Below are 13,306 nucleotides of genomic sequence, written 5' to 3' on the forward strand. Positions count from 1 at the left end.
CAAACCAAGAAGACTATGGAAAATACTGAACAAACTCTTTTCGCAAAACGCTTTCGTGGCTTTTTTCCCGTTGTTATCGATGTTGAAACGGCAGGTTTTAATAAAGACACCGATGCGCTATTAGAAATCGCCGCCTCGATTTTAAAGATGGATGACGATGGCGTATTAAGTATTGACCATACCTTACACTTTCATGTTGCGCCTTTTGAAGGAGCAAATATTGAACAGGCTGCTATCGAATTTAATGGTATTGAGCCATTTTCTGCATTACGTGGTGCTGTGCCTGAAGAAGAAGCAATAAAAGAAATTTGTAAAGCTGTTCGCAAGGCGCAAAAGGCCGCGGGTTGCCAGCGTTCAGTTGTTGTTGCACATAATGCGGCTTTTGACCATGGTTTTTTAAATGCTGCGATTGAACGATGTAAAATTAAGCGCACCCCATTTCATCCATTTGTGAGCTTTGATACGACCTCATTGGCGGGGTTAGCACTGGGTCAAACTGTGTTAGCGAAAGCATGCCGCGCAGCGGGTATTGAGTTTGACAATAAACAAGCTCACTCAGCCCTTTACGATACAGAGCGTACCGCAGAGTTATTTTGTTTAATCGTCAACCGCTGGCAACAACTAGGTGGTTGGCCGTTATCAGAACAAGCCGATACGGCCGAACAAGAGACTAAAACGTCTGAGTAATTTTACCTTCTAAATAGCGCATCAAACTAGGTGGGTAAATACGTGAAAACTGTTTACTCTCCTGGGCTATTTTTAACTCGACACCTGGGTGCATAAGCTCATTGACCTTTAAACGACTTGTGGCCAGTAAGCGAGCAATTTTAAGCTTTACCAATTGTTTCTTTTTCTTTGTATTGGCCGTTTTTATTTTAATTTGTTGCTCACTTGCCGTTATTTTATTGATGTAGTGTTCGCGTTGAGCGGCATCAGGTATTTTGTTAGCTTTTTTACGAGCTTGTTGAAGGGCACTAGCCTTAGTTGCCAATAACTTTTCAAAATCACTGATTTGTTGCTGTTTTTGCTTTAAGTCATGCCAATACTGAGCGATGAAAACACGGGTTTTTGTACCCGAGGGGGCGCCCAGTTCACCTGTTTCAATACGCATAGCATCTAAAATGTTACCACCAATAATTTTACCGCGCGGGTTATTTGCCTTACCAACACGAATAAGCCTGCGAGCACTTAAATCGCAATGCAATGCTTGACGTTCGATAAACAGATCTTGAGAACTTTTTATATGACAGTATTGCGCGTAACCAATTGAAATTGTGCGTGTAGCCTCAATATTGCACGTAAAGGCTTCGTTATTTTCGCGCTTGCGACCTATTGCCCCTAACATAATAGTGATTTCGCTTTTACTCTCAATGGTGGCTGACTCCACAAAGCCCAATACGGTGATATCGCCCGTCGCTTTAACACGCATACCATCTTTAACGTCACCACTTATGATGACGCTGCCATCAAAATCAACGTGACCTGTGCTAACATCAACATGATGAAAACATAAAACATCATCGACGCGCATACCACGAGGAAGCGCAACAGGCACACCTTTAGAGTCAGCAATCAACATATTACTGTTGATAGGGTCAATACGGGTGCCTTCAAAGGGCTCAAGCGGGAAGTCTTTACCCGCAGAGGCTGGTAACACATCACCACAAACAGTGAAACCATTCTCACCAGCGGTCGCTGGGATACGCTGCATAAGCGGCGTACCAGGGTTTACTGTAATAATGGCGCCTAAATCACGCATATCGACCTTTCCACCAGACTTAGCTTGTGGGCTCAATACTCTATCTTGTGCGGTAGGGCATAGCCGAACGAATTTTGCATCGTTGCCATCTTTAGGCATACGACCATGGGCAACAATTGCACTGTAATGTGCACCTGCAGGTTGCTTAAATTGCTGCCCTAAAAAGGTATCAAGAGCACGTAGGCTTACCCCCTTTTCTACACCTGCATCGGCCAAAGCGGCTTGGGCATCGTCCATGCTGATTATTTTTCCACCTTTGGCCGTTGTTAAACTGGCTTCTGCAACCATATTCTTTTCATCAACACTAATTGATATTGACGCGTCTACCGCTTTGGCAATGACAAGTGATTGAGTGTTATGTTGGCTACTTGGTGTGAATAATTTGCCTATATTTGCGTCTATTAGCTCAAACTCAGCATAAGAAGATTGTTCGAACAGCTCTAAAAGCTGCGAACTGGTCACCGGAAAACCAGCATCACGCGGGTGCTCAAGCAAAGAGACATATCCACTTTGCTCATCGAACGTAAACATCGACATTTGGGGAGTCCTGAAAAAAGGCCTGTTATTATTATTGTTCGTTGCTACGGAATTATTTTTTATATGAGGTAACAACAGGCCTATTTGAGCACAACTTTAGTATTATGTTAAGAACTTGTATGCGTCAAATGTGAAATTTTGTATAAAAACTGACTTTTCCTGTTGGATTTTTCATCATTCAAAGCTGCCTAGCAAAAATATCCTGATTAATGCCTTGAGTATAAACAGATTACTCAGTTATACTGCACCTACACTCTGAATGAGATATCAAATTCAGGGGCTGATTAGGATTCGACGGAATTCAAGACGCCCGAGGTGCATGTCGAGGTGCGGTTGGCCTCGTAAAAAAGCCGCAATCTAAAGTAATCGCAAACGACGATAACTACGCTCTAGCGGCATAATAGCCCGCTAGCACTTCTCCGGCGCATTCTTGTGGGCCCGGTTCTGAAGTGTCACCCTACACAAGATCGCGATGGAAACCCTGGCCGGGGTTGAAGCGCTAAAACTAAGCGGCCTCGCCTTTGCAGATCGTGTTCGTCCGAGCTGTAAAGGTTAACTAAAAGACGATACTAAGCATGTAGTACCAAAGGTCGAGGCTTTTCGGACGGGGGTTCAAATCCCCCCAGCTCCACCATTAAAAACCCTTGTAATTCAATGAGTTACGAGGGTTTTCTCTTTCTGATGGATCCGTATTGGATCAATTTCATAATTTTCCAGCTCACAACATCTATTGAATTAAATGTTTGTATCCAATTTAGATGTTTCTCATTTTAAAGTGATCTCAGTTACTGCATAATCATTCTCGGAAGTCTAAAACAACAAAGGGATATATATGTCTAACTATAGTGAGAACAAACCACCTGTATTTTTATTAGCAGGACTAATCTTCATTGCTCTTTTATGTGTCGCTGGGACTTACTTATTATGGGAAAAGGGTTTGGGTGTTGGTTATGGTGGTACAACAGAAACATGGGCTCACTTTGGTAGTTTTTTTGGTGGTGTTCTGGGCCCCGTACTTTCCTTCTTTTCTTTTGTGGGGGTCATGTTCACTATTTACTTGCAATCGAAAAGTAATAAAGAGCAAGCTTTAGCTAACACGCACACTGCTGAAGCGATAAAGTCATCTGAACAATTGGCTAAAGAAAATTTAAAAGAACAAATAAAATTACACCAAGTACAAATCGAGTATGACAAACAACAACGTTTATTCGATTTATTAGTAAACTCTTTCGTCGAGTTAGAACAAGCAGGATGCGATGCAGCAAAGGAGTTAATACCTGAAAGGAATGAACCTCCTTGGGTTGGCAAGTACTTTAACCCCTATTGTTGGAGGATTCAGGCTACAGCTAATCAGGTTAAAATAAATAAAGATAAAATCAGTGATTACAATGTTGAAATTATTATCATGTTGTTAGATAAAACTATTGGGCAGATTGATATGATTCATGGGGCATTAGAAGATCGCGCAAAATTTGTAATTGAAAATGAATCAGTTCGGCAAGAATTTATTAATTCATTAATTATTGAGGAAAAAAGATGTTCTGAAGTATTAGCGTACTTGAAAGAGAAGTATAATTATTGATTAATATAAATTACCAATTACTTCAGAAGAAACCCGCTCAATTAGCGGGTTTTTTTGTGCCTAAGTATTTATGGATTAGCCGGCTTAGTTTTTCGTTGGTGACTATGGCTTGAGAATATCTTTGATACTCTCGCGGCCATGTCGGGTATTTCTTCGTTCATCCATTTACCGTAATGTTTTTCTAACATGGTGATGGATGTGTGACCCATTTGGCGAGCTATCCAACGTTCGGCTACGCCTTTGGTAAGCAGCTGGCTTGCAAATGTGTGGCGAGCTTGGTTTATAGCGCGGTAGCGAATGCCACATTTTTTTAAATGCTTTTGTAAAAATCGTTTATTAACGTTTTGGCCATCAGTATGTGGCTTTTGGTTTAGGGTATTAATAAACACAAATCTAAGCTCTGCTTTTTCATAGCTGCGGTTGTCATCTTTTAACACATCGACTTTGATTGCCGGCATTGCAAATGAGAGTGCTTTTTGACGAATTAATATGTCGTATGCCTGGTCTAGTAGGTCGATGGTTCTGTAGCTGCCGTCATTCTTTGTGTAGGCATAATCGCCTTTGGTAACACCACGCCTGATTTTTATTTGTCGTTTTACAAAATCAATGTCTTCCCATGCAAGCGCGTAGCACTCAGATGCACGTAAACCTGTCCAACAAGCAAATAAAAACCCGTTAAGTTCACTTTGATCAGCGGTTGGCTGCGATTCTATTAGTTGTAGTTCGTCTAAGGTGAACGGGTCACAATTTTCTGAGCGACTTCTTTTTAAATTAGGTAAATGGTCAAGTGGATTAAAGTCTATTAACCTATCTGCCATTGCATCTTTAAATATGCCACGTAGGGGAATAAACACATCGTTAATTGTTTTATTCGATAAAAACGTGGTGAGTGTTAAATCACGCCAGTCTCGGATCATGGTTAAGGTGACTTTGTCTAACTTTAACTCGCCAAATTGCGGGCGAATGTATAATTTGCACCTGGCTAAATTGTGCTTGTAGTTATCTGCCCGGGTGTTGGCTTTGTTTCTTTCTAGCCATTTGTCTAAAGCAGTGTTCACTGTTGGTACTGCACCTTTTCCCTCAAACAACCTTACCTTTGCTGAATCAGGAAAATGCTTAGCGTAGTTAAATTGGTTGGTTGCAATCTCATGCAGTATGGCGGTACGTTTATTCGATGCAAACTTGATATTTGACTTAGATATCAAAATGCCTTTAAGGGGCTCTATGCAACGCACACCACGGTAACTGAACATAATACGTATGTTTTTACCGTGGATAGTGACACCCTCATACTTTTTACAAAACTCAAGCACCGATGCCGTCATTATCAAAATACTCGTCTAATTTTTCATAGTTATACACAACAACACCGCGTACTTTTTTCCAGTGCACACCCTCTACGATTTTACCAGTTTGGCGCATTCTATTGAGTGCATCATCAGTAAAGCCTTTGTGCTGTTCGATGATCTTGGCTTTCACCCAACCAAGTTTTACATATGTAACGGTCATAGTTATTCTCCAGCCTGCAGTTCGTCTAAGTGGGGAAGTACTTCGAATGCTTCGTCGAGGTCTTCACACTCATATTTTACGCTACGGCCATTGGTGCGAATTTCAATAACTACGCCCTCGGCCTCTTCTAATATCGTGATTACTTTCTTTGCCATGACTACCTCCTAAAAGTTAGATATTTTAAGGCTTTCTTCGCCTTCGATTTGACGTTCAAGACTCACTTTGTTACCAGCTGCTTCACCTTTTAGGTATGAGTGCATTTCTTGAAATGATGGTTTGCGTAATGGCTTAGATTTCATTGGTTTTAATTCACCAAAATGTGCCACTATCATTGATTCTTTGAGCGGTACTAAAGCCGTACCAGATGAACTTACGAATGTCTGCTCTCGTTCTGACTTAATATCCATCGCGCGGCGGTGAATTGCTTCAGCAAACCCTATTCGGAAAAAGTTTTTTTCTGAAGCTCCTTTAACTTGTGATTGTTCACACTGCCTGTTGCAAGCTTCAATCAAGTAGTCAAATGTTAGCTTGGCTACGACTGCATCAGATTTGAAACCTTGAAATAAATACTTAACTACAGGAGCGTGGGTTACAGCCCCAACACAGTCATTTAAACTGGCCGCAGATCTTTGCAATATCAAAACCCAGCGCAAACGTTTAGGTGTAATATTGTCACCTTGTGATTCTAAGAATTGATCGCCAGTTTGTTTCTCAATATCCAGCTTTGTAAGCTGGTATTTATCCATGAGGCTTCTAGCTCTTTTAGCTGCTATTAATGCTTCATTGGGACTGGATGTATCAGCGGCCATCGCCAATAACTTTTTGATTTTATCAACCACTTTATCTAGGTCATTCATAAGTCACCTACAGTTAAAACAATAAACATTCTTGCCTTGGCTGTTTAGCCTCAGGCCTGTTATCAGCATCAACCACTTCTATAAATGATTCTTGCTGATATTGGTTACAAAGCTCTGTGATGAACACTTGGGTTTTGTGTACTTGGCATTGGCCATAGCGAGTTTAAGTTTGCTGCTGGCCGTATCTATATATGTGAGGGCAGTGTTTATCGTCTGCCTTACCAATGTGCTTATAGGCCTGACAGCTAATACAGGCCTTTGGCATGGTGATTAAATTACCCATTATGCTGCCCAAAGCTCACTGAGTTCCCGCTCAAGTCGGTAATCGTCTAAACGTTCTTCTAACTTTTCTCGTGCTGATTTTTGACGTTCGCTATAAGGAACTGCTCGCGGAGCGTCTTTCTTAGGTGAAGTTTGCTTTGCGATACTAACCGTGATTGGTTTGTTTTTTGTTTTAGGTGTAGCGCTTCGTTTTTTATAAGGCTTACGAACACAGCCACAACCAAGTACTCTGCCTAAGTTACCTTTCTTAACTGAACGCTCAGTGCCACAAATACAGCGACATAAAAAGTATTGGCCACATGCTTCCTCAGATAGCACTGTCCAATTGTTAAATACATCGCCGGCTGTTATTTGTATTTTGCTTTTGGACATGATGCCTCCTTTTGTTTCACAGTCAGGTTTTTACGTTGATAGTATTGACGTATGCGGGCCCTTTGCTGGGCCACACAGTTGCGTTTAAATTTGTGCATAACTTACTGTTTCAAATAGATTGAATGGCAATGTGATATCTGTTTGTAGATATCGCTAATGTATTTAGCCTGGTGTTTTGCATCATCTAATGCGTTGTGTGGGTTACCTTTAAATGCATTTAATTTTTTAGGGTCAATACCTAGTACTCGACGGCCAACATCAACCATGGTGCGAACATCACGATCATTGCTAAAGTGCCATGGTTTAGTCATATTGGCGGCTTTGTAGGCGTTGGTTAGAATGGTGTTGTCGAATGTGGCGCCATTACCCCACACAATGCGCTTTTTGTAGCCCTCTATTTGGTACAGCCAGTCGCTGAATTCGAACAGGGCATCTTTAAGCGGCATGGTGTCGTTTACATTAAAGACAGAGCGGGCTTCATCGCTTTTTTTCATCCACCATTTAAGTGTTGAGCCATCTACCTCGCCGTATTTCATGGCATCTTCTATATCGATGACTTGGTAAAATTCTGCACCAATATTGCCTGTAAGTGGGTTAAAGAATACGGCACCTATTGATACGATCACCGCATTCGAATGTTGGCCAATAGTTTCTAGGTCGAGCATGACATCGTTGAGTTCTGTATTCATGGTGTTTCCTGTTATGTCCAAGGGGCTAAGCCCAGTTGTTGACGTTTATCGTTCCACTTTTTAACCAGTTGGCGGGCTTCTTTTTGAAGCTTTTTGCTAGTTAGTAAGCGGCTGATCTCTTTTTGGTCTTTGGCTTTAAAGCTGACCAATGTTTCAAGCGTGGCTTGCTCAAAGCTGTTCATCTTCATTGTTTAAAGTAATTAGGTCTGTGGCTGTTAGTTCCCAGTTGTTGGCTTTAACACGGCGTAACCAGTTACCACAGAGCTCTAAGGTGTCTTTTTTAGGGTGCAAGCCACCTTTAGGGGCTTCGACTAATTCGGCTTCATCATCTTTGTTGAGGATGATTAAACCGCCACGACCGCTTTGGTGTAGGTAGAGTAGTGGGGTTTGTCTTGCGTCGCGGCCTTCGACCATGCCACCAATGTGATACGGGTAGGTTTGTACAATGTCTGTATCACCACGGTAGATTTGCACTATGTCAGCGGCAGCTAAACGATTTTTAAGTTCGCTTATTTCGGTTTTAAGCTGGGCTGTTGTTTTGCGTTCGCTTTGATAAAGGCGCTTTTGTTGCTCAGTCGCTAAGCGCTGGCTTTCTAGCTTGTCTTTATAGCTTTTTATTTTGTCGCGTAGCTTCTTAGGTGTGCCGGCAATTTCTTTATACGCAGTTAGCGTAATCGTTAAGTCTTTTACTTTAGCTAATGCTTGATCGCGTTCTCTTTGTGCTTGCGCCAGCTGTTGATCGGCACTTTTTGTATTATTAAGTACAACTGCAGCACCTTGCTCATAGTCTTTTACCAAAGCAGTAAGCTTGTCATTTTGTACTTGTAGCTGCTGTTCGTTTTCAACCATTTGGTCAAACTCAGCAACTTCTTGGTTATAGGCCGCAACTAAATTATCGATTGCATCTACGACTGAAAAAGGTTGATTACTCATGGTGTTTATCCTGGTGCTATACCCAGCTCTCTAGGTTCTGTTCAAAAATCAGCAATGCGATTAATAACGTGATGAATAGCATTGCTGACAGGGCTTTCTTAAGGGGTTTCATGCTGCCAAAACTGCTTTTGGGATGCGTGTGTTTTCAATCAGGCTTAAAAAGGCTTTCGTCATGCATAAATCACGGCGGGCGCTAGCGTTTAACGCGATTGAGCCAAGCACTATTTGGTTGTTGATATCAAATAAAATGATTAAGCAGTATTTGGTACCTGACTCGTAAATGCGCAGCTCTTCGCCTTGCATACGTTGGTTCATGAAGTTGATGCGTTGTTTTAGCTGGTTGATCACCAGTGATGTGAATACGTTTAACATAGCTTTTTCCTTTTCCTGTTGTGTTGTTTTAGTTGCTTACGGCAACCACTCGGCTGGTTTGGTTGGGCAAGTGCGTACCAGCGAACTGTGAAACCTTGTTTTAGGCCGCTTGTGGCGGTGGCTCTGGCGGCGGGTTATTAGCCGCTTTTAGCTCTGGCACCACTAATTCAAATGGGCTAATGCGCTGAGCTTGTTTTAGCTTGTGTAATAACGGGGCTGTTGCTGCGTTATTGCGTGCTGTTGGGAATATAAATACTTTGGTCATATTCACTCTCCTTGGCCTTAGGCTGCTAGTAAGTCGTTTTGCAGTTCACGCAGTCGGCGTAAACGGGTGGTGCGAACAGTTCGGGTTACTCGAATCGTTCTAAAACTACGCTCAACGTCACTGTTAGTTGCACTTAACAACACAAGTATTAGGCACATGGTGTAACGCAACACACCTTGCTTAATTGCTTGGTGTACCGTTTGGCGCATTGAATGGGTGTTAAATTTGAAGCTGAGCTCATTACAGGCTTGGCGAACTGTGGTGGGTTTTACACCCAATGATTCAGCAATAGACTTTTGTGTTAGGCCTTTTGCTACGAGCAGCAGAGTACGTGCTTGCTGTGCAGGTAAGCGAGAATGCGGCTTTGCACTTACGTGCATGTCGTCAAGCTGGTATCCAGTTTCTGTGCGTAATGGGTTCATAACTAAAAGCTCGATTAATAACTTATGTTATTAATAATGACACAAAAAGCTGCATTGTAAATAACTAAAGTTATCAAAACAAAGTTGTGAAAGTTATGCTTATGATTTTTATGGTTTAAAATTTGAAAATTAGCTTTAATTGACTAAATTAAAAAATGTATTGAATTGATAGGGACATCGATTATGCAGCTAAAAATTATAGCTATTATTCTAATAGCTCTTACCTCAAGCTATCTTTACCTTACTTATGAGCCTGAACCCACCATAGATACAAGTTCCATGAATAGTTTTGCTTCTTCAGAATTAGACGTTTATTTATCACTTTCAGAAGATGAAAAGCCATTATTTCAGAGAGCTATAAGGTTTTATAGTTATGGAGGGGTTTATAATTCTTATGATGAATTAGTTGAAAATGTTTTAGCTAAAGGTTTGAGTATGAGGGATGTGCATTTTTATAAAAATGCACAAAAAATAAATGGTATGACAGGATCGGAAGTGCTTAGGGCATATCAGAGAGACCTAGAGTCTCTTGCAAAATTGCACAGGTAGCATTATCTTCTTGCACAAGAATAGTGATAAATATAAAGGATTTCAATTGGATAAATATATTACTGAGATAACAGGTGTATTACCTAAGTCAGATAAAAAAGTTTTTATTAATAACATTGATGGAAAAAACATTATTGTTACTGGTATTAATGGGTGTGGGAAGACATCATTCTTAAAGACAGTTTCACAAAACTTAGCGACTCTATCGGATGAAGTAAAAGGGAATAGGTACCTTGGTCTCAATAGAGTCCTTGCTGAAAAGGAGAGAGAGTTAAAATCAGAAATAGGCACAAAAAAAAACTTTATTAAAAAAACAATAGATAATCTTAATTTGCAAATGCAAGAACTTATCAAACAAGACTCACAATTAAAAATAACCTTTGATAATTTTGATACAGTAGCTGAAAAGTCTTCTGAAAAAATGTTTGTTCATACTTTTTTTGATGCAACGAGACAGTATGAAAGTCACAGAAAGAAGACTAACAGTCAACTGGACACTTACTCAGATTTTATTCAGTATGGAAAAAGAACATCTTTAAGAGCAGATATATCAAATAGATTTGAAAGCTATTTAGTAACTTTTATTGAGGCCTGTTATATTGCTTATGCAATGAGGTCTGATATTAGTAGCAAAGAGAAAGCTGATGAGTGGATGTTATCTGTAGAAAATGATCTTAAACATTTATTTGAAGATTCAACACTAAAATTTACATATGAAGAAAAATCCAAGCAGTTCTTTATTACTCAACATGGTAAACAACCATACGATTTATCCGTACTTTCTTCAGGTTACTCTGCTATATTAAAAATATATGCTGAGCTAATATTAAAAGTAGAATTTAAATCTATTGAACCGAAAGAGCTAAGCGGCATAGTTTTTATAGATGAGATTGATGCACATCTACACGTTTCTCTTCAGAAAAAAATTCTTCCATTTCTATCCAATGCTTATCCTAATATACAGTTTATTGTCTCTACTCATTCCCCATTTGTTTTGCAATCAGTTGATAATGCGGTAGTTTACGATCTTACTAATAATGAGCAAATGGAAGATCTCTCTTTGTATTCCTATGAGGCCATACTAAAAGGTTTATTAGGAGTTGAAACGAATTCAGATGAGTTAATTAGGTCTGTCGACTCTCTAGCTGAAATCATTCCAGAACTTGAAAGTGGTAACATAAGACACCTCAAGAAAGCTAGAGAGCTAACAGCTAGGTTGAGAAATATTGAGTCGAAATTAGATTCTAAATCAAAAGTTGTTTTATTGATGGCTGAACAAGCTATAGATGATCTAAAAGGTTAGTCTTATGTTTAATGTAACTCGGCCAGAAGAAATACCTCAGGACTTAGGAAATGGTAAACAATACAATAAACCAGAGGTTGTTAAAGCACTAAAAAAAATGTTTTTTGGTAAATGCTACTTATGTGAGAGAGGTAATGTTGAAGACCCTGAAATTGAGCACTTTCTAGCTCAAGCAAATGGTGGTGGAAGAGTATTGTGGGAAAACTTATTCTATTCATGCAGTAGATGTAATAGCATAAAAAGTAATAAATATAATGACTTATTGGATTGCACAGACGATAATATTGATGTATCAGCTGCTATAAAATTAGTTATGACTGTAACACCAAATGATGATGTAATTGTTGAAGCGGCAATTGCAAATCCAAATGCTCAAGTAATTAATACAGTTAAGTTATTGAATGAATGTTACAATAATCAAAATACAGGATTACGAGGTGTTAGTCGGGAGTCTTTAATAGAACAAATATATGAGTATTTAATTGTATTTATTCAAACTCGTGGCTTGCTAAAAAATCCCAGTACATCTGAGGAAAGGGAAAAAGAGGCTTTAGGTGTTTTAGAGAAGATGATGAGGCCTAAACATCCTTTCAGCGCATTTTGGCGATGGCAATATTTAGGCGACTCATTTCTGGTTGATGAATATCCAGAATTACTCAATCTTTTAACTGATTAACTATATTAAAACGGAATACCAAAAAACACGACCAATTACTCTGACTGATTTCGCTTCATCAATTGATAGGTTTTCATCAGGGTACTGATCAGTATTAAAACTTCTAATTCGCAGGCCACCACCAGGTCTGCGTGTTAAAGTTTTTACAAATAATGCACCACCCCAGTCAATAGCATACATATCACCGTCTTTAATTGCTGTGTTGGCAGTATCAATACCAACAGTAGCGCCATCTGGTATAACAGGCTCCATCGAGTTTCCTGATACTTTTACACAAGCCGCACTGGTAAAGTCAATACCATGACGTCTAAGTGTTGATTTTGAAAAACGTAATTTAGGGCCTGTTGTTTCTAGTTGTATAACAGACCCATTCCCAGCTGATAACTCTACTTCCATGTAAAACGGTACTTCTACTTCATCTAAATCTAGTGGGGTTTTACTATCCCATGGCTCGATATCTATAAACTTATTAATATTTGATAATTCTCTAACATCATCGGCTTTAGTTGAAGAGCTCGATGAGTAGCTTGCTCCCGTTTCATTGATAGCTTGATCTGAGTACAAAAGCCAATCTACATTCACACCTAAAGCCCGCGCAAAATCATTAATTTTACGCGGGTTTTTTGTTTGGCCGTTTTCTATTTTCATGACTGCGACTTGAGATACTCCAACAAGGTCACCCAATTCTTTTTGGGTTAAACCTCTGTTTTCTCGCGCTTGCCTAAATTTTTCATGTAGTTTCATATGAACTAGTTTGATAACAAATGTTGTTTCAATCAAATAATTTTAGTTATATTGAAAACAACTAAAGTTGTGTTAGTATGATAACTAAAGTTATTTGTTTGAAGGTGAATAATGAGTATTAAAGCACTGCAAGAGGCTATCAAATTTAGCGGCGGTCAGGCTGCTTTAGCTGATAAGTTAGGTAAAAAGCAGGGCCATATTTCGATGTGGATTCGTCGAGGCAAGATCCCTGCGGAAATGGTTTTGAAAATCGAGAAAGTCTCTAACGTTCCAAGACATGAATTGCGTTCTGACCTTTATCCACCTGAAGAATATTGTTTCCTTTGTCGTAATGTTGGGCATAAGTAAGCTGCTTGACTGGATTGTTTTCATGGTTTGGTTCCTGTGTTGTTGAGCTTTTAGATTAGCCAATCAATAAGTGGGAATTTAGCTAAACGAATATATGTTTTTTTATA

At 39.7% G+C, this 13,306-nt stretch carries 19 protein-coding genes and 1 other RNA gene; 7 read left to right on the forward strand and 13 right to left on the reverse strand.

The window, feature by feature from the left end; all coding sequences use genetic code 11:
* Positions 1-15 precede the first annotated feature (15 nt).
* Positions 16-687: a ribonuclease T gene (gene rnt, locus PAARA_RS19185; protein WP_062570587.1), complete on the forward strand. Its 672-nt coding sequence runs from the start codon at positions 16-18 to the stop codon at positions 685-687.
* Here rnt and PAARA_RS19190 read toward each other — a convergent pair.
* A complete protein-coding gene (locus PAARA_RS19190) occupies positions 671-2,296 on the reverse strand; it encodes a DUF342 domain-containing protein (protein ID WP_062570588.1) in 1,626 nt (541 codons plus the stop codon). The two genes, rnt and PAARA_RS19190, sit on opposite strands and share 17 nt — an antisense overlap.
* A 276-nt stretch (positions 2,297-2,572) precedes the next feature.
* On the opposite strand from PAARA_RS19190, the gene ssrA reads away from it, so the two are divergent.
* Positions 2,573-2,930, forward strand: a transfer-messenger RNA (tmRNA) gene (ssrA, locus tag PAARA_RS19195).
* Between the two features lie 198 nt (positions 2,931-3,128).
* Positions 3,129-3,878, forward strand: coding sequence for a hypothetical protein (locus PAARA_RS19200; protein WP_062570589.1), 750 nt, complete (start codon positions 3,129-3,131; stop codon positions 3,876-3,878).
* Positions 3,879-3,946: 68 nt separating this feature from the next.
* On the opposite strand, the gene PAARA_RS19205 is transcribed toward PAARA_RS19200, so the two are convergent.
* From PAARA_RS19205 to PAARA_RS19240, 11 genes are all read right to left on the reverse strand, one after another.
* Complete coding sequence (locus PAARA_RS19205; protein ID WP_083515362.1) at positions 3,947-5,203, reverse strand: tyrosine-type recombinase/integrase; 1,257 nt, start codon at positions 5,201-5,203, stop codon at positions 3,947-3,949.
* Entirely contained in the window at positions 5,184-5,387 is a 204-nt protein-coding gene (xisR, locus tag PAARA_RS19210) for an excisionase family protein (protein WP_062570591.1), read from the reverse strand. The genes PAARA_RS19205 and xisR overlap by 20 nt, the downstream gene beginning before the upstream one ends.
* Before the next feature lie 2 nt (positions 5,388-5,389).
* The gene (locus PAARA_RS20585) at positions 5,390-5,542 is read right to left on the reverse strand and encodes a hypothetical protein (protein WP_157066238.1); all 153 of its coding nucleotides are present in this window, start codon (positions 5,540-5,542) and stop codon (positions 5,390-5,392) included.
* Positions 5,543-5,551: 9 nt separating this feature from the next.
* Positions 5,552-6,244: a DUF2786 domain-containing protein gene (locus PAARA_RS19215; protein WP_062570592.1), complete on the reverse strand. Its 693-nt coding sequence runs from the start codon at positions 6,242-6,244 to the stop codon at positions 5,552-5,554.
* Between the two features lie 282 nt (positions 6,245-6,526).
* Complete coding sequence (locus tag PAARA_RS19220; protein WP_062570593.1) at positions 6,527-6,898, reverse strand: hypothetical protein; 372 nt, start codon at positions 6,896-6,898, stop codon at positions 6,527-6,529.
* A gap of 101 nt (positions 6,899-6,999) precedes the next feature.
* Positions 7,000-7,587: a 3'-5' exonuclease gene (locus tag PAARA_RS19225; RefSeq protein ID WP_062570594.1), complete on the reverse strand. Its 588-nt coding sequence runs from the start codon at positions 7,585-7,587 to the stop codon at positions 7,000-7,002.
* Between the two features lie 11 nt (positions 7,588-7,598).
* Positions 7,599-7,769, reverse strand: a complete 171-nt coding sequence (locus PAARA_RS20590) for a hypothetical protein (RefSeq protein ID WP_157066239.1) — start codon at positions 7,767-7,769, stop codon at positions 7,599-7,601.
* Positions 7,756-8,520 carry a hypothetical protein gene (locus tag PAARA_RS19230; protein ID WP_062570595.1) on the reverse strand — a complete coding sequence of 255 codons (765 nt, stop codon included), beginning with the start codon at positions 8,518-8,520 and terminating at the stop codon, positions 7,756-7,758. The genes PAARA_RS20590 and PAARA_RS19230 overlap by 14 nt, the downstream gene beginning before the upstream one ends.
* Before the next feature lie 108 nt (positions 8,521-8,628).
* Positions 8,629-8,892, reverse strand: coding sequence for a hypothetical protein (locus PAARA_RS19235; RefSeq protein WP_062570596.1), 264 nt, complete (start codon positions 8,890-8,892; stop codon positions 8,629-8,631).
* A gap of 100 nt (positions 8,893-8,992) precedes the next feature.
* A complete protein-coding gene (locus tag PAARA_RS20595; protein ID WP_157066240.1) occupies positions 8,993-9,157 on the reverse strand; it encodes a hypothetical protein in 165 nt (54 codons plus the stop codon).
* A 17-nt stretch (positions 9,158-9,174) separates the two neighbouring features.
* Complete coding sequence (locus PAARA_RS19240) at positions 9,175-9,579, reverse strand: helix-turn-helix transcriptional regulator (protein ID WP_062570597.1); 405 nt, start codon at positions 9,577-9,579, stop codon at positions 9,175-9,177.
* 183 nt (positions 9,580-9,762) lie between these two features.
* Here PAARA_RS19240 and PAARA_RS19245 point away from each other — a divergent pair, with 183 nt between their 5' ends.
* The 3 genes from PAARA_RS19245 to PAARA_RS19255 are packed head-to-tail and all read left to right on the forward strand — an operon-like array spanning position 9,763 to position 12,107.
* Positions 9,763-10,128, forward strand: coding sequence for a DUF6694 family lipoprotein (locus PAARA_RS19245; protein WP_062570598.1), 366 nt, complete (start codon positions 9,763-9,765; stop codon positions 10,126-10,128).
* Between the two features lie 46 nt (positions 10,129-10,174).
* Positions 10,175-11,431, forward strand: coding sequence for an AAA family ATPase (locus tag PAARA_RS19250; RefSeq protein ID WP_062570599.1), 1,257 nt, complete (start codon positions 10,175-10,177; stop codon positions 11,429-11,431).
* 4 nt (positions 11,432-11,435) lie between these two features.
* The gene (locus PAARA_RS19255) at positions 11,436-12,107 is read left to right on the forward strand and encodes an HNH endonuclease (RefSeq protein WP_062570600.1); all 672 of its coding nucleotides are present in this window, start codon (positions 11,436-11,438) and stop codon (positions 12,105-12,107) included.
* Here the strand turns inward: PAARA_RS19255 and PAARA_RS19260 are convergent, their stop codons facing one another.
* Positions 12,108-12,851 (reverse strand): XRE family transcriptional regulator, encoded by a 744-nt coding sequence (locus tag PAARA_RS19260; protein WP_083515363.1) that lies wholly within the window; start codon positions 12,849-12,851, stop codon positions 12,108-12,110.
* A 111-nt stretch (positions 12,852-12,962) separates the two neighbouring features.
* Here PAARA_RS19260 and PAARA_RS19265 point away from each other — a divergent pair, with 111 nt between their 5' ends.
* The gene (locus PAARA_RS19265; protein WP_062570601.1) at positions 12,963-13,199 is read left to right on the forward strand and encodes a transcriptional regulator; all 237 of its coding nucleotides are present in this window, start codon (positions 12,963-12,965) and stop codon (positions 13,197-13,199) included.
* The last annotated feature ends 107 nt before the right edge of the window (positions 13,200-13,306 follow it).

Source organism: Pseudoalteromonas arabiensis (assembly GCF_001550155.1).
Classification (GTDB): Bacteria; Pseudomonadota; Gammaproteobacteria; order Enterobacterales; family Alteromonadaceae; genus Pseudoalteromonas; species Pseudoalteromonas arabiensis.

Excerpts from the sequence above, each read along its gene's own strand:
- PAARA_RS19205 (WP_083515362.1), bottom strand. The coding sequence starts at position 5,203 with ATGACGGCATCGGTGCTTGAGTTTTGTAAAAAGTATGAGGGTGTCACT.
- PAARA_RS20585 (WP_157066238.1), bottom strand. The coding sequence starts at position 5,542 with ATGGCAAAGAAAGTAATCACGATATTAGAAGAGGCCGAGGGCGTAGTT.
- PAARA_RS19265 (WP_062570601.1), top strand. The coding sequence starts at position 12,963 with ATGAGTATTAAAGCACTGCAAGAGGCTATCAAATTTAGCGGCGGTCAG.
- PAARA_RS19245 (WP_062570598.1), top strand. The coding sequence starts at position 9,763 with ATGCAGCTAAAAATTATAGCTATTATTCTAATAGCTCTTACCTCAAGC.
- PAARA_RS19235 (WP_062570596.1), bottom strand. The coding sequence starts at position 8,892 with ATGTTAAACGTATTCACATCACTGGTGATCAACCAGCTAAAACAACGC.
- PAARA_RS20595 (WP_157066240.1), bottom strand. The coding sequence starts at position 9,157 with ATGACCAAAGTATTTATATTCCCAACAGCACGCAATAACGCAGCAACA.
- PAARA_RS19260 (WP_083515363.1), bottom strand. The coding sequence starts at position 12,851 with ATGAAACTACATGAAAAATTTAGGCAAGCGCGAGAAAACAGAGGTTTA.
- PAARA_RS19215 (WP_062570592.1), bottom strand. The coding sequence starts at position 6,244 with ATGAATGACCTAGATAAAGTGGTTGATAAAATCAAAAAGTTATTGGCG.
- xisR (WP_062570591.1), bottom strand. The coding sequence starts at position 5,387 with ATGACCGTTACATATGTAAAACTTGGTTGGGTGAAAGCCAAGATCATC.
- PAARA_RS19190 (WP_062570588.1), bottom strand. The coding sequence starts at position 2,296 with ATGTCGATGTTTACGTTCGATGAGCAAAGTGGATATGTCTCTTTGCTT.
- PAARA_RS19220 (WP_062570593.1), bottom strand. The coding sequence starts at position 6,898 with ATGTCCAAAAGCAAAATACAAATAACAGCCGGCGATGTATTTAACAAT.
- PAARA_RS19200 (WP_062570589.1), top strand. The coding sequence starts at position 3,129 with ATGTCTAACTATAGTGAGAACAAACCACCTGTATTTTTATTAGCAGGA.
- PAARA_RS19240 (WP_062570597.1), bottom strand. The coding sequence starts at position 9,579 with ATGAACCCATTACGCACAGAAACTGGATACCAGCTTGACGACATGCAC.
- PAARA_RS19225 (WP_062570594.1), bottom strand. The coding sequence starts at position 7,587 with ATGAATACAGAACTCAACGATGTCATGCTCGACCTAGAAACTATTGGC.
- PAARA_RS19230 (WP_062570595.1), bottom strand. The coding sequence starts at position 8,520 with ATGAGTAATCAACCTTTTTCAGTCGTAGATGCAATCGATAATTTAGTT.
- PAARA_RS19255 (WP_062570600.1), top strand. The coding sequence starts at position 11,436 with ATGTTTAATGTAACTCGGCCAGAAGAAATACCTCAGGACTTAGGAAAT.
- PAARA_RS20590 (WP_157066239.1), bottom strand. The coding sequence starts at position 7,769 with ATGAACAGCTTTGAGCAAGCCACGCTTGAAACATTGGTCAGCTTTAAA.
- rnt (WP_062570587.1), top strand. The coding sequence starts at position 16 with ATGGAAAATACTGAACAAACTCTTTTCGCAAAACGCTTTCGTGGCTTT.